The 13,527-nt window shown below is 70.5% G+C and carries 13 protein-coding genes and 1 pseudogene; 8 read left to right on the top strand and 6 right to left on the bottom strand.

Features of this window, described 5'->3' with window-relative positions; all coding sequences use genetic code 11:
• Nucleotides 1-146 precede the first annotated feature (146 nt).
• A complete protein-coding gene (locus AB0I18_RS02365) occupies nt 147-2,255 on the top strand; it encodes an MMPL family transporter (protein WP_363103471.1) in 2,109 nt (702 codons plus the stop codon).
• Between the two features lie 109 nt (nt 2,256-2,364).
• Here AB0I18_RS02365 and AB0I18_RS02360 read toward each other — a convergent pair whose 3' ends face one another.
• Entirely contained in the window at nt 2,365-3,282 is a 918-nt protein-coding gene (locus AB0I18_RS02360; protein ID WP_363103470.1) for a pseudouridine-5'-phosphate glycosidase, read from the bottom strand.
• A gap of 1 nt (nt 3,283) precedes the next feature.
• Nucleotides 3,284-4,399 carry a PfkB family carbohydrate kinase gene (locus AB0I18_RS02355; RefSeq protein ID WP_363103469.1) on the bottom strand — a complete coding sequence of 372 codons (1,116 nt, stop codon included), beginning with the start codon at nt 4,397-4,399 and terminating at the stop codon, nt 3,284-3,286.
• A 124-nt stretch (nt 4,400-4,523) separates the two neighbouring features.
• On the opposite strand from AB0I18_RS02355, the gene AB0I18_RS02350 reads away from it, so the two are divergent.
• The gene (locus AB0I18_RS02350; RefSeq protein ID WP_363103468.1) at nt 4,524-5,918 is read left to right on the top strand and encodes an alpha/beta hydrolase; all 1,395 of its coding nucleotides are present in this window, start codon (nt 4,524-4,526) and stop codon (nt 5,916-5,918) included.
• Nucleotides 5,919-5,951: 33 nt separating this feature from the next.
• Here AB0I18_RS02350 and AB0I18_RS02345 read toward each other — a convergent pair whose 3' ends face one another.
• Together AB0I18_RS02345 and AB0I18_RS02340 are read right to left on the bottom strand one after the other, a co-directional pair.
• Complete coding sequence (locus tag AB0I18_RS02345) at nt 5,952-6,401, bottom strand: SRPBCC domain-containing protein (RefSeq protein ID WP_363103467.1); 450 nt, start codon at nt 6,399-6,401, stop codon at nt 5,952-5,954.
• A 71-nt stretch (nt 6,402-6,472) separates the two neighbouring features.
• A complete protein-coding gene (locus AB0I18_RS02340; protein ID WP_363103466.1) occupies nt 6,473-6,805 on the bottom strand; it encodes a metalloregulator ArsR/SmtB family transcription factor in 333 nt (110 codons plus the stop codon).
• Between the two features lie 104 nt (nt 6,806-6,909).
• On the opposite strand from AB0I18_RS02340, the gene AB0I18_RS02335 reads away from it, so the two are divergent.
• The 4 genes from AB0I18_RS02335 (at nt 6,910) to AB0I18_RS02320 (ending at nt 8,720) form a co-directional block, all read left to right on the top strand.
• Complete coding sequence (locus tag AB0I18_RS02335) at nt 6,910-7,215, top strand: hypothetical protein (RefSeq protein ID WP_363103465.1); 306 nt, start codon at nt 6,910-6,912, stop codon at nt 7,213-7,215.
• Between the two features lie 52 nt (nt 7,216-7,267).
• The gene (locus AB0I18_RS02330; RefSeq protein WP_363103464.1) at nt 7,268-7,840 is read left to right on the top strand and encodes a TIGR03086 family metal-binding protein; all 573 of its coding nucleotides are present in this window, start codon (nt 7,268-7,270) and stop codon (nt 7,838-7,840) included.
• Between the two features lie 64 nt (nt 7,841-7,904).
• Nucleotides 7,905-8,381 carry an SRPBCC family protein gene (locus AB0I18_RS02325; RefSeq protein WP_363103463.1) on the top strand — a complete coding sequence of 159 codons (477 nt, stop codon included), beginning with the start codon at nt 7,905-7,907 and terminating at the stop codon, nt 8,379-8,381.
• Between the two features lie 9 nt (nt 8,382-8,390).
• Nucleotides 8,391-8,720 (top strand): TfoX/Sxy family protein, encoded by a 330-nt coding sequence (locus tag AB0I18_RS02320; protein ID WP_363103462.1) that lies wholly within the window; start codon nt 8,391-8,393, stop codon nt 8,718-8,720.
• Between the two features lie 25 nt (nt 8,721-8,745).
• Here AB0I18_RS02320 and AB0I18_RS02315 read toward each other — a convergent pair.
• Nucleotides 8,746-8,877: pseudogene (locus tag AB0I18_RS02315) on the bottom strand (aldo/keto reductase); the annotation flags it as partial.
• Between the two features lie 350 nt (nt 8,878-9,227).
• On the opposite strand from AB0I18_RS02315, the gene AB0I18_RS02310 reads away from it, so the two are divergent.
• Together AB0I18_RS02310 and AB0I18_RS02305 are read left to right on the top strand one after the other, a co-directional pair.
• Nucleotides 9,228-10,637: a hypothetical protein gene (locus tag AB0I18_RS02310; protein WP_363103461.1), complete on the top strand. Its 1,410-nt coding sequence runs from the start codon at nt 9,228-9,230 to the stop codon at nt 10,635-10,637.
• Nucleotides 10,638-10,642: 5 nt separating this feature from the next.
• On the top strand, nt 10,643-12,883 hold the full coding sequence (locus tag AB0I18_RS02305; RefSeq protein ID WP_363103460.1) for an MMPL family transporter: 2,241 nt from the start codon (nt 10,643-10,645) through the stop codon (nt 12,881-12,883).
• Between the two features lie 75 nt (nt 12,884-12,958).
• Here AB0I18_RS02305 and AB0I18_RS02300 read toward each other — a convergent pair whose 3' ends face one another.
• A complete protein-coding gene (locus tag AB0I18_RS02300; RefSeq protein ID WP_363103459.1) occupies nt 12,959-13,525 on the bottom strand; it encodes a PPOX class F420-dependent oxidoreductase in 567 nt (188 codons plus the stop codon).
• Between the last annotated feature and the right edge of the window lie 2 nt (nt 13,526-13,527).

The raw sequence follows: 13,527 nt of genomic DNA, 5'->3' as shown, positions 1-13,527 counted from the left end.
CCGGCCGTACCGGTGGAGAACAACATCCCGGACACACATCCCGTACGCCACGGCAGGTCGTGACACCTGCTGCGCCGTGGCGCGGGTCCCGTGCGCCCTGTGCCGGTCACCGACCGGCGGCGCGCCCCACACGAAGGAGACTACTCATGCGTGCGCTGCTCCAGCGCGTCGCCCGTGCGCCCGGCGGACGGCGCGGCAAGTGGCTGGTCCTGGCGGTCTGGCTGATCCTGGCCGTCGCGCTCGGCCCGCTGGCCGGAAAGCTCGGCGACGTCGAGGAATCGGGGGCCAACGCCTTCCTGCCGCGTGGCGCCGAGTCCGCGCAGGTCAACACAGAACTGGAGAAGTTCCGTACGGACACGGTGATACCGGCCGTCGTCGTCTACACCGGCGAGGGCGCGGACGCCAAAGCGGCCGCCGACCGGACCGCCTTCCAGAAGCTCACCGCGAAGGGCGAGCAGGTCTCGCGGCCCGTCCCGTCCGAGGACGGCGCGGCCTTGATGACCGTCGTCCCGCTGGACAGCGAGGACGAAGTCACCGACAAGGTCGACGAGTTGCGCGAGATCGCCGGCGCCAACGCCCCGCCCGGCGTCGACGCCGAGGTGGGCGGCCCGGCCGGCTCCCTCACCGACTCGGTCGCGGTGTTCGACAGCCTCGACTCGACGCTGATGATCGCCACCGGCCTGATCGTGGCGGCCCTGCTCCTGATCACGTACCGCAGCCCGGTCCTGTGGCTCTTCCCGCTCATCGCGGTCGGCTTCGCCGCCGTCCTCACCCAGGTCTGCACCTACCTGCTCGCCAAGTACGCCGACCTGCCGGTGAATCCGCAGAGCGCGGGCATCCTCATGGTGCTCGTCTTCGGTGTCGGCACCGACTACGCCCTCCTGCTGATCGCCCGCTACCGCGAGGAGCTGCACCGCCACGAGGACCGGCACGAGGCGATGCGGATCGCGCTGCGCCGGTCGGGCCCGGCGATCCTCGCCTCGGCCGGCACCATCGCGGTGGGCCTGGCCTGTCTGGCCTTCGCCGACGTCAACTCCTCGCGGTCGCTGGGACTCGTGGGTGCGGTCGGGGTGATCTGCGGCTTCCTCGCGATGATCACGGTTCTTCCGGCGCTGCTGGTCGTCGCCGGCCGCTGGGTGTTCTGGCCGTTCGTGCCGAGGCACGGCACGCCTGCCCGCAAGGCGGACACCGTCTGGTCCCGCATCGGCAGCGCCGTGGCCCGGCGCCCCCGCTGGTCGTGGATGATGTCCGTCGCCCTGACCGGCGTGCTGGCGCTCAGCGCCTTCGGCATGACCATGGGCCTGACCCAGGCCGAGATGTTCCAGGACAGGCCCGAATCGGTCGTCGCCCAGGAGCGGATCTCCGCCCACTACCCGTCGGGCGCCTCCGATCCCGCCCAGATCATCACCGCCGACGACCGGGCCTCCGAGGTCCGGGCCGTCGCGTCCGGAGTCGACGGCGTCGCCCGCGTCGAAACCGGCGACCGCACCCCGGACGGCCGACTCACCGCACTGGACGTGGTGTTGAAGGACACTCCGGACAGCCCGGCCGCCAAGGACACCATCGACGGCCTGCGTGAGGCCGTGCACGAGGTCGACGGCGCGGACGCCCTCGTCGGCGGTACCACCGCGGAGACCCTCGACACCCAGCGCGCCGCCGACCGCGACCTCACCACGGTCATCCCGATCGTGCTGCTGATCGTCCTCGCCGTACTGGTCTGGCTGCTGCGCGCCCTCGTCGCACCGCTCCTGCTCCTGGCCACCGTGGTGCTGTCCTACCTCGCGGCCCTGGGCGCCTCGAACCTGCTCTTCGAGCACGTCCTGGCCCACGCGGGCGTCGACTGGTCGATACCGCTGCTGGGCTTCGTCTTCCTGGTCGCCCTCGGTATCGACTACAACATCTTCCTGATGCACCGGGTCAGGGAGGAGGTCGCCCGGCTCGGCCACGCGCGCGGTGTGCTGGAGGGCCTGACCAGCACCGGCGGCGTGATCACCTCCGCGGGCGTCGTGCTCGCCGCCACGTTCGCGGTGTTCGCCGGGCTGCCCATGGTGACCATGGCCCAGATGGGTGTGATCGTCGGCATCGGCGTCCTGTTGGACACCTTCCTCGTCCGTACGGTCCTGGTTCCCGCGCTCGCCCTCGACCTGGGCCGCAGGTTCTGGTGGCCGGGCCGCCTGTTCCGCGAGCCCGACCGCCGGGACGCCGGCGGGATCACGTCGCGCTCGACGCCGGGCCCGGCCCACGAGCCCGTCTGAGGATCACGAACTCGCTCATGCGACGCGGGCGGGGAGGCCGGACGGCACCCCGCCCGCCCCTCAGCCCATCGACTTCCGGGCGTACGCCGCTACTTCCGGGCGCACAGCGCTACTTCTGGGCGTACGCCACGGCGATGCGGGCGCCGAGGCGGGCGTTGTTGTTGACCAGGGCGATGTTGGTGCGGAGGCTTTCGCCCCCGGTGAGCTCGACGATCCTGCCGAGCAGGTAGGGGGTGGCGTCCTTGCCGCCGATGCCGGCCCGCTCCATCTCGGCGAGGGCCTGCTGAATGATCCCCTCGATGCGCTCGGCCGGGATCTCGTCGGCTTCGGGGACGGGGTTGGCGATGTCGATGCCCCCTCCGCCCAGCTCCCAGTGGGCGCGCATCACGGCGGCGATCTCCTCGGCGGAGTCGGAGCGCAGCGGGGAGGTGTGGCCGCTGATCCGGGAGTAGAAGGCGGGGAACCGGTCGGTGCCGTAGGTGATGACCGGGACACCGAGGGTTTCCAGGGTTTCCAGGGTCAGTCCGATGTCCAGGATGCTCTTCACTCCGGCGCTGATCACCGCGACGGGGGTGGTGGAGAGTTCGGTGAGGTCGGCGCTGGTGTCGAAGGTGTGCGGGGCGCCCCGGTGCACCCCGCCGATGCCGCCGGTGACGAAGACCGGGATCTTGGCGAGTGCCGCGAGTCGCATGGTGGCGGCCACCGTTGTCGCTCCGTGGCCACCCCGGGCGATGACGTGCCCGAGGTCGCGGACGCTGACCTTGGTGACGTCGGGACTGGTGGCCAGGAGTTCCAGGTCGGAGGCGTCCAGGCCGATGCGGGGGCGGCCGTGCAGGACCGCCACGGTGGCCGGGACGGCGCCGTTCTCGCGGATGATCCGTTCGACCTCGGTGGCCATCGCGACGTTCTGGGGGTAGGGCATGCCATGGCTGATGATGGTGCTCTCCAGGGCGACGACGGGACGGCCGTCGTGGAGGGCGTCACGGATCTCGTCGGTGATCGTCAGCATGGGGTGATGGGTGGTCATGTCACTCTCCGCGGGGGTGGTTCAGCGCGTCCTCGACGAGGCGCGCGGTCAGGTCGGGCCGCACGGTGGCGGTGGTGGCGACGGTCAGCGCGGCGGCGGCGTGGCCGAACCGGGCGGCTTCGACGGGCTCGGCGCCGCCCAGGACGGCATGGACGAAGGCGGCGAGCATGGCGTCACCTGCGCCGGTGACGTCCAGCACCTCGGCCGGCGGTGCCGGAAGGAAGGTGTGGCCCTCCCCCGCGCTGCTCAGCAGGCTTCCCCGGGGGCCGAGCCGCACCCAGACATGGCGGACGCCCCGGTCGTGCAGGACGGTGGCGGCGGACAGCAGCTCTTCGTCGGTGCCGACGGGGAGGCCGACCAGCGCCTGGAGTTCGTTCCGGTTGGGCGTGACGGCGAAGTACGGGCGCTCCGGGACGATTCCGGGGGCCAGCAGCGCGGCCTTGGGGACGCTCACCGGGTCGATCGCCACCGGCACGTCGGCGGCTCTGGCCAGGTCGCAGACGTAGTTCAGGGTGACCGTGGAGAGGTTGCCGTCGAGCACCAGCATGCCGGCTCCGGCCACCAGTTCGCGGGCGTGGTGGAGATCGGCGGGGGCCAGTTCGTCGGTGGCGGTCATGTCGGCGACGGCCACCAGCAGGTCGCCGTCGGCGTCCAGGACGGCGGTGTAGGTGCCGGTGGGATGGACGCTCAGATGGACATGGCCGGTCCGTACCCCGGCGGCCTGGGTGTCGCGCAGCAGCCCCTCCCCCGCCGTGTCGTTGCCGACGGCGGCGATCAGGTGCGTGGGGGTGCCCAGCCGGGCGAGGTTCTCGGCGATGTTGCGCCCGACGCCGCCCCAACCGGTGTGCGCGCGACCCGGGTTGCTGGTGTGCCGGGTCACCGGCGCCAGGCTGCGCACCTTGTGGTCCGCGTTGGCCCCGCCGACCACGACCACCGCGTTCTCCGGGCGCAGGATGTAGCCGCGCCCCAGGATTGCGCCCTTCTTCCCGAGGTTGGACAGATGCACGTTCACGGCGGTGCGGGTGGTCCCCAGCGCATCGGCCAGCGTCTGCGGCCCGGCCAGAGGGTCTCGACGCAGGAGCGCCAGGATCTCGCGTTCCCGCTGCGTCAACATCATGTTTATCAGAGTAAGGACCCCTTACCAGAATAAGCAACCCCTCGATGCCGTGGGACCCCGCGCGACCGGAGCCGGGAACGAAGGTGCAGGCTGGCGCCAACAAACCCCTCTGGAGGTAAGTGAGATGACGAGTCGTCTGCCGCGCCGTTCGGTGCTGGGCGGGATGATCGGCGGCCTGGCACTTTCCGCCGTCGCGGCCGGAGCAGCCGCCGGTCAGGCGCAGGCAGCAGGACAGCGGCGGGGCGCCGAGCGTCCCGAGGCGCGGTGGGAGCCGTATGTGCCGGTGACGGTGGGCAGCGGCGGCGGGCCCGCGGGCACCGACCGGGTGCATGTGCTGAAGGTCGGGCCGGACACGGCGGACACGGTGCTGATTCTGATACCCGGCATGTTCGGGGCCGCGAATGACTTCCGGCTCCTCGCCCGGGACCTGGTGAAGGCGGTGCCCGCACTCCAGGTGTGGGCCTTCGACCGACGCGAGGAGAACCTCGCCGACCGCTCCGGCTTCGTCGGCTCCGACCCCGCCGCGTACTACCTGGACGGCCACTACCGCACACAGGATCCGGCCGCGTCCGCCTTCGCCGGAGACTGGGGCCTGGCGCTCACCCTGGAGGACATCCGCGCGGTCGTCCGGGCCGCCGGCCGCGGGGGCAGGCGACGGGTGGTGCTCGGCGGGCACTCCTGGGGAGCAACGACAGCGATGGCGTACGCGGCCTGGGACTTCCACGGCCACCCCGGGTACCGCGACCTCTCGGGGCTGGTACTGGTCGACGGCGGCGTGCCGGGCGCGTTCGAGGGAACGGGCGCGCCGGTGCACAACTCGCCGGAAGAGGTACGGGAGCGCCTGGCGGCCATCGAGTCCGGGGCCGTCTTCGACATGACTCTCAGCGCCGTGGGACTGGGCGACCGCGCGGAGAGCACCCAGATCTGGTACCAGCTCGCCGGCTGGTACGCGCACCACGATCCGGACGGCCGCTCCGTGCTCCAGCCCCGGCTGCCCGAGGCCCTGCGACCGCCGTACGCCGTCACCAACGCCGGTCTGCTGGGCGTGCTGGTGGACGCGGGCTTCGGCTGGCCGAACGACATCAGCGTGCACTCGGGACACCTTGCCGACAGCGGAGAGGTGCGCGGCTGGGTGGACACCGGGATCACCCCGATCAGCCGGGTCGCCGCCGCGTACGCCGGCCCCGTACCGGCCGTGTGGGAGTGGTACTGGCCGTCCCGGCTCTCCGTGGACCTGGATGTCACGGACTTCTACGCCGACTCCGACCTGGCCGGTTCGCTCGGACTGCGGCTGCGCCACTCCGCGGAGCTCGACGTGCCGCTCTACGCCTTCGAGACGAGCTACGCCAAGGGCACGATCACGGAGGCGGCCCGCCGGGTCGTGGACGATTCGCGTATCCCCCGTGCGGTGTACGAGACCGACAACGGCATGAACCACCTCGACCCGCTGTTCGCCGCCACGTCCCGCAACACACTGACGCCCACGCTCGCGGGGTTCCTCGGCAGCCTGCGGCGCTGAAACTCCTGGTTGCTGATTGCTGGTTGCCCGGCGTCAGGCCCCGGACTCCCGCATCCATGCGTCGGGGCCGGGGTCTCCGCCTTCGGCGCGTACGGCGAGCCGGTCCAGGTAGTGGTTCCAGCCCTCCCCGTGCGGGGCGCGCGCCTGCGGCGGGAGATCGTGGTGGACCAGGCGCAGCAGGGTCCCGTCGCCGTCCGGTTCAAGGCTGATCTCGACCGTGGAGGAACCGGGCGGGACGGGCATGTCGCCGCTCTCCCAGCCCCAGGTGAAGACCAGCCGCTTGGGCGGATCGATCTCGACGAAGCGGCCGACCGCGTGATTGCCTCCGTTCACGTGCGTTCGGTAGGCACCGCCCGCCTCGAAGGTGAACTCGCCGTCCACACCCATCCAGGACAGCCAGCGGTCCCGATCCGTGAAGAAGGAGAAAACCGTCTCGGGGCGCGCTGCTATGCGCCGCTCGACGGTCACCGTCTCTGCGGTCATGAATCCGCTCCTGTCCTCTGGTCAGCTCATCAGACCTGGTCGGCTCGTCGGGCCTGTTCCGCCTCGGGGGCCTACTCGGCCCCGTCGGCCCCGTCGGCACTCTCGGCAGCCTCAGCGGCCTCGGCCAGATCGGCGAGGACATCGAGTCTGCTGGCCCACATCGCCTGGAGGTAGCTCGCAAGAGGCTGCCCCATGGCATCCCTGTCCGCCCGGTAGAACCGCTTCCTGCCGTCCTGCCGCAGCGTAACCAGCCCGGCATCCCTGAGCACCTTCAGATGCTGGGAGACCGCACCGAAGGTGACGTCGAACCGCTCCGCGATCTCACCGGCGGACAGCTCGGCGTCCCAGACCAGTCGAAGGATCTCGCGTCGCCTGGGCTCGGCGACCACTTGTACCGCTTCCATGCCGTCATTTTAGTCACCGCTTGAGCTTGCACTCCCCCGATCAATATTTTAGTCTCTACTAAATTAATGGCTCGGGCAGACATAGCAGGACGAGGAGCACCCCCATGGCTGACATCACGATGCAGCTGCATATCGAGGCCGACGCGGACACCGTGTACGCGGCGATTTCCACAACCGAGGGAATCCACGGCTGGTTCACCACGACCGCCACCGCGGACCAAGACGTGGACGGCCTGCACGAGCTGCGGTTCCCCGGCGTGCCGGAGCCCTGGCGGCTGCGCATCACCCACAGCGGCTTCGCGGCCGTCGACGACGCCTACCGGGACTTCAGCTACGGATGGGCCACCAAGTTCACGCAGCTCAAGGCCTACGCCGAGACGGGCAAGCCCGCGCCGTTCTTCACGGGCTGACACCGACACGGGCTGACACCGACCCACCGATCACCGGTCAGGAAGAGAACTCATGAACACCACGCAGTCCACGCTGCCCGCCGCCATCCGGGAATGCGCCGAGGCAGCCGCCGAGACGGTCACCGGCATCCGTGCCGATCAGCTCGACGCCCGTACCCCGTGCGAGAAGTTCACCGTCGCCGAACTCCTCGACCACCTGGGTGGGATCCTTGCCTCCTCGGCGCGCGCCGCACGCAAGGAGCCGCAGGCCACCGCACCGGCCGCCCCGGCCATGTCCCCGCAGTCCGTCACCGAGTCCGCGACCGAAACCGCCGCGGCGTGGGCCGACCCCACCGCGTACGAAGGCACCACCGAATTCGGGCCGGGTGAAATGCCCGCCGGTTTCGCGGCCGCGATCACCCTGGAGGAACTCGCCCTGCACGGCTGGGACCTGGCCCGCGCCACCGGCCGGAAGTTCGAGCTCGGCGACGAGACCGCCCGGGCCGTACTGGAGGCGGTCGAACAGCTCGCGGAGCAGGCACGGGCGAACGGCTCGTTCGGCCCGCCGGTGCCCGTGTCCGCCGACGCGCCCGCCTTCCACCGTGCGCTCGGTGCCAGCGGGAGGAATCCTGATTGGACCGGCTGAACGCCCGGCGGCAGGCGGCAGGCGGCAGGCGGCAGGCGGCAGGCAAGGAAGCCGAGGCGACGGCATGACGATCGACGAAACAGCCGAGCGGGTGATTCCGCTTCCGCCCGACCAGGTGGCGGGCTACGCCACGGACTGGCGCAACGATCCCGAGTGGACCCAGGGCATCCGCACGGCCGAACTGACGCGGGAGGCGGCGGAGGGCGGGTTCGGCGTGGGCGCCGAGGTCACCCGCACCGCGTTCTTCCTCGGCAAGCGCATCAACTACGTGCTCCGCGTCGCCGCGTACGAACCACCACGGCTGCTGGACATGGTGTCCGTGGCGGGCCCGGTGCCCATGCACGTCACCTACACGTTCGCCCCGCATCCACGGGGCACACTCGCACGCATCCGCGTCCGGGGTGACGCCGGCCGTTACTACCGACTGGCCGCGCCCCTCATGGCGCGGAAGGTCCGCTCCTCCATCGGCAATGACCTGCGCGACCTCGAACGCAAACTGAGCGAGCGCGACCGTGGCCGCGATGGCGCCGACGGGGAATGAGGATGTCGCATGCCGTTCGATGAGGGACTGGCCCAGCGGATCCGTGAACACCTGGGTACGGATCCCACGATCGCCGAGAAGCACATGTTCGGGGGTCTCGCCTTTCTCTGCCGGGGCAACATGGCCGTCGGGGTGAGCGGCGGTGATCTCATCGTCCGCGTGGGGCCCGATGCCGCCGACGCGGCGCTGGCCCGGCCCGGCGCACGCGTCTTCGACCTCACCGGCCGTCCCATGCGCGGCTGGATCATGGTCGCTTCGTCCGCCCTTTCCGAGGACTCCGTCCTGAGCGGCTGGATCGACGAGGGCCACACCTTCGCCGCGAGCCTGCCGCCCAAGTAGGGCTCGCCCGCCTGATCGATGCCGGCTACCCGCGGTGGTGGACCTGCTCCCGGATACCCCGCTCGTACAGGTCGCGCACGGCCTCCGGTGTCGCGTCCGGCAGCGGTGGCACGGCCGCGGCCGCCGCATTCGCGCGGGCCTGCTCCGGGGAGCGGGCGAATCCGAGGAACTCCGGAAGGCCCGGGCAGCCCGAAGAAACCTACCTCCCAACGCCCGGGCGAGAAAAGGCCACCGCGGACGTCGTGCAGGGGAAAGAGCCTGCACCGTGCTGTTTCCGCCAGGAAGGAACGCCGTGCTCCCCGCGTAACCGGGGGCGTTCTTGCACCACTTGATAGCGCGGTGGAGCATGGGATGCCGGGCTGCCGCGGGGCGTCGGAATCGATCGGGACAGGTGCACGGCACTCTCTTCGTCTCGTCCTCTTCTCGTCCTCTCGTCCTCTTCGTCGGGCGGACTCGCGCGCCTTCCCAGCAGTGGCTGGATGAAAAGCAACCGGTCTGGAGGTTCCCGTGTTCGAGTCCGCTGCCCGTGTGTTCTCCCGGCTCAGTACCGACGAGCCCATCACGAGAACCGAGGTGTTGATGGGCAGGGCCGTGGTGCTGGGCGGGAGTCTCGCCGGGCTGCTGGCCGCACGGGTGCTCTCGGACCATGCCGAGAGCGTGATGATCATTGAGCGGGATGCCTTACCCCCCGCCGCGGCGCCGCGGCCGGGCACCCCGCACGACGGGCAGTTGCACACACTGATGCACGGCGGCCGGATGCAACTCCAGCGGCTGTTCCCGGGGTTCGAGGACGAGGCGCAGGCGGGTGGCGCCATGGTGTCGTCGCCGTACACCATCCGGGCCTATGCCGACGGCGTCCCGAAGGTCAGCGACGGGACGATGGGGCTGATATCGAGCAGCAGGCCGTTCCTGGAGTCGCTGGTGCGCCGCCGCACCCTGGCGCTGCCCAATGTGAAGGTGCTCACTTGCCGTGCGAAGGGCCTGGAGTTCCGCGGCGGAGCCGTCAGCGGGGTGCGGTGCGGCCCGGTCGTGGGCTCGGTCGGGGACGAATGGGTCGAGGACGCGGACTTCGTCGTCGACGCGATGGGGCGGGCGAGCAAGCTGGCCGACTGGCTGGAAAAGGACGGCTGGGAGCGGCCCGCGATGCGCCGGATGGCTATCGACATCGACTATGCCACCGGCTATTTCCGGCGCACCACGAGCGACCCCGAGCTGGCCGCGGCCATCGCCTACCGGACGCCCACCGCGATCCCGCCGCGGGTGGCCAGTGGCGCGATCACCGCCATCGAGGACGACCGCTGGCTGATCACCCTGGCCAATTACGGCAAGCAGGCGCCGATCCGGGATGTGGAGGAGTTCCGGAAACTGTGCGGCGAACTGCCGTCGGTCTATCGCGAGGCGGTCGAGGGCGAGCCGCTCGGCGACATCCTCACCTATCACCAGGCCGACAGCCGCCGCCGCGACTACCACCTGCTGAAGCGGTTTCCGGCGCGGCTGATCAGCGTCGGTGACGCGGTCGCGTCGTTCAACCCGATCTACGGCCAGGGCATGTCGTCGGCGGCACTGCACGCGTCGTGCCTGTCGGACTATCTGCGGTCCGCACCGGATCTGCGAAGGCCCACCCGCGGCTTCTTCGCCACCCAACGCGTCGTGGTGGACGCGGCCTGGCAGATATCCACCTCCGCCGATCTGGCCCGCCCGGACGTCCATGGCCCGTATCCACGCGGCTACCGGCTCACGAAATGGTTCGCCGAGCAGATAGCCGACGCCTCGGTCACGGACCGGAAGGTCGCTGTGCGGTTCAACTCGGTGACCTATATGCGCAGTCATCCCAGTTCCCTGGCCGCTCCGTCCACGCTGCTGCGCGCTCTCCGTGTGAACCACTCGTCCAGGCAGCCGCGCCGCGAGAGGGGTTAGCCGAATTGTTCGCCTCACTGGCCCGGTTCACCTGCCGCCGCAGCAAACTCGTGCTGTATCTCTCCGGAGCCCTGCTGGTCATCGCGGGCGCACTCGGCGGACGTGTGATCCAGGAACTGTCCGCCGGCGGGTTCATCGACGACTCGACGGAATCGGCGAGGACCGCGGAGGTGATGGACGACAGATTCCGGGCGGGAGCCCCGGATCTGGTTCTTCTGGTTTCCGACGAACGGGGTGTGGACTCCCCCGCCGTCGCCGCCGCGGGCACGCGGCTCACCGAGCAGGTGGCCCGTGAACCCGGGGTCGAGCAGGCCGTCTCCTACTGGTCGCCGGCCAAGGCCGCGCCGCTGCGCGCGCAGGACGGGCTGCAGGCGCTGCTGATGGCCCGGATCTCCGGCGACGAGGATCAGGTGCAGGACACCTTCGAGCGGCTGGAGAACCGCTATGAGCACAGGCCCCAGGGCCTGGACGTCCGGGTGGGCGGCAACGCCCTCGCCGACAAGGAGATGTCCGAGACCACGGAGCAGGACCTCATCAAGATCGAGGCGGTGACCTTCCCGGTGCTGCTGATCGTGATGCTGTTCGTGTTCCGCAGTGTGGTCGCCGCCCTGGTGCCGTTGATGGTCAGCGGACTGACGATCCTGTCCGTCCTGCTGGTCATCCGGATCCTGACGCTGGTCACCGAGGTGTCCGCGCTGGCGAGCAATGTCACCACCGGCCTGGGGCTCGGCCTCTCCATCGACTACAGCCTGATCCTCATCAAGCGCTACCGGGAAGAGCGGAGCCGGGGAGCCGGCACCGACCAGGCGATCGCCATGACGCTGCGCACCGCGGGCCGTACCGTGCTGTTCTCCGCGGTGACGGTCGCCCTGGCGCTCGGCGCGCTGCTGGTGTTCCCGTTCTACTTCCTGCGCTCGTTCGCGTATGCAGGGATTCCGACCGCCCTGCTCGCCGCCATCGTCTCGCTCACCTTCCTGCCCGCGCTGCTGAAGGTGCTGGACCACCGCATCGAGAAGGGGCGGATCCTCGGCCGCCGGTCGGCGAAGTCCGCGGCGCAGAGGACCGGGGAGGGCTTCTGGCACCGGCTGGCCATGGGTGTCATGCGGTTCCCGCTGCCGGTCGCGGGCGCTGTCACCGCGCTTCTGCTGCTGCTCGGCGCGCCTTTCCTCGATCTGCGGCTGAGCCTGCCGGACGAGCGCGTACTGCCGGCCGACAGCCAGGCCCGGCAGGTCGGTGACGTCATCCGGGACAACTTCCGGGCGCAGGAGACCCAGGCACTCAATGTGGTGCTCAGCGACACGCCCGCGCGCGGCGCCCGTCAGGTGGCCCCGTACGCCGAGCGGTTGTCGCGGCTCGACGAGGTGTCGCGGGTGGACAGTGAGGCCGGGACCTTCGCCGAGGGCCGGCTCGTCCGGCGGCCGTCGGCCGACTCGACCCGGTTCGGCACCGGGGACAGTACGTATCTGTCCGTGGTGCCGCGTGACCAGTCACTGTCGGAGCGGGGCCAGGAGCTGGTGGGGCAGCTGAGAAGCCTCCCGGCGCCCTACGACGTCCGGGTGGGCGGGCCCGCGGCCGAGTTGGCCGACTCCATCGACTCCATGAACGCGCGGCTGCCGGTGGCCCTCGCGGTGATCGCCGCCAGTTCGTTCGTGGTGCTGTTCCTGTTCACCGGCAGTCTGCTGCTCCCGGTCAAGGCGCTGGTTCTCAACTGTCTGAGCCTGAGCGCCACGCTGGGCGTGCTGGTCTGGGGGTTCCAGGACGGCCATCTGCAAGGCGTCGTCGGGGACTTCGTGGTGACGGACTCGATCACCTGGACCGTGCCGCTGCTGCTGTTCTGCATCGCGTTCGGGCTGTCGATGGACTACGAGGTGTTCCTGCTGTCCCGGATCAAGGAGGAGTACGACAGAACCGGCGACAACATGGCATCGGTCGCCCGCGGGCTCGAACGCACCGGCTCGATGATCACGGCGGCGGCGGTGCTGATCGCCATCGTGTTCCTGGGCTTCCTCATCTCGGGCATCGTCTATCTCAAGGCGATCGGGATCGGGCTGGCGCTTGCGGTCCTGATGGACGCCACCCTGGTGCGGGGTGCCCTGGTGCCGGCGTTCATGCGGCTGGTCGGCAAGGGCAACTGGTGGGCGCCGAAGCCGCTGCGGGCGCTGCACGCCAAGGTCGGGCTGCGCGAGGGCCCGACGGAGGACGAGGACCGGCCTCGGCACCGGACCGAGGTCGGCGCGGAACGCTGAGCACAGCGCGCCGCGAGGCCGCCGGGCGCCTCCCGGGAACTCCCGGAGGCGCCTGGCGGACGTCGGCAGGGCGACTCAGTCCCGCGCCCGCTCTGCCCGCGCCTCCGCTGTCCGCCCCGTCGGCTCGGCGTTCTCGGTCTTGGTCTCGGTCTTGGTCTCGGCCAGGGCATCGGGCGTGATCTCGATGTAGGCCGCTGCCTCGTAGACGGTGGCGACCGTACGGTCGTAGAGCTTGCGGCCCGCGCCGTAGGCGTCCGCGATGATCCCCGCGGCGCGCGGCTTCTCCTCGTCCGGCAGGATGCGCGCCGTGCACGGGATGACCGCGCCCTTCGGCCTGCCCCGGATGTTGGACGGCGCGAACAGCACCTGCGGGTTGTTGCGCATGCGGCGCACCTTCCACGAGTCGCAGCCGGTGCGCAGGTAGGCCCGGCCATCCTTGAGCCCGAACCACATCGCCGACGGTACGGCGTCACCGTTGCGCTTGTAGGTGACGAGCAGGGCGAAGCGGCGCCGCCTGAACTGCCGCAGGTCGTCCGGGCCGTTCGGGGTCGCCGTGACATGCCAGGTCACCGGGTCCCGCCACGAGTCGTACATACGCAGAACTCGCTGTTCCCACCATTCCTTGCTCAGCAGACGCGGCACGT

Source organism: Streptomyces sp. NPDC050704 (assembly GCF_040654355.1).
GTDB lineage: Bacteria > Actinomycetota > Actinomycetes > Streptomycetales > Streptomycetaceae > Streptomyces.
This window is presented reverse-complemented; position numbering and strand designations above follow the sequence as displayed.

Bases quoted from the DNA above. Each gene is read 5' to 3' on its own strand.
- AB0I18_RS02360 (WP_363103470.1), bottom strand. From the start codon at position 3,282: ATGACCACCCATCACCCCATGCTGACGATCACCGACGAGATCCGTGAC.
- AB0I18_RS02350 (WP_363103468.1), top strand. From the start codon at position 4,524: ATGACGAGTCGTCTGCCGCGCCGTTCGGTGCTGGGCGGGATGATCGGC.
- AB0I18_RS02325 (WP_363103463.1), top strand. From the start codon at position 7,905: ATGACGATCGACGAAACAGCCGAGCGGGTGATTCCGCTTCCGCCCGAC.
- AB0I18_RS02335 (WP_363103465.1), top strand. From the start codon at position 6,910: ATGGCTGACATCACGATGCAGCTGCATATCGAGGCCGACGCGGACACC.
- AB0I18_RS02330 (WP_363103464.1), top strand. From the start codon at position 7,268: ATGAACACCACGCAGTCCACGCTGCCCGCCGCCATCCGGGAATGCGCC.
- AB0I18_RS02340 (WP_363103466.1), bottom strand. From the start codon at position 6,805: ATGGAAGCGGTACAAGTGGTCGCCGAGCCCAGGCGACGCGAGATCCTT.
- AB0I18_RS02355 (WP_363103469.1), bottom strand. From the start codon at position 4,399: ATGATGTTGACGCAGCGGGAACGCGAGATCCTGGCGCTCCTGCGTCGA.
- AB0I18_RS02365 (WP_363103471.1), top strand. From the start codon at position 147: ATGCGTGCGCTGCTCCAGCGCGTCGCCCGTGCGCCCGGCGGACGGCGC.
- AB0I18_RS02320 (WP_363103462.1), top strand. From the start codon at position 8,391: ATGCCGTTCGATGAGGGACTGGCCCAGCGGATCCGTGAACACCTGGGT.
- AB0I18_RS02345 (WP_363103467.1), bottom strand. From the start codon at position 6,401: ATGACCGCAGAGACGGTGACCGTCGAGCGGCGCATAGCAGCGCGCCCC.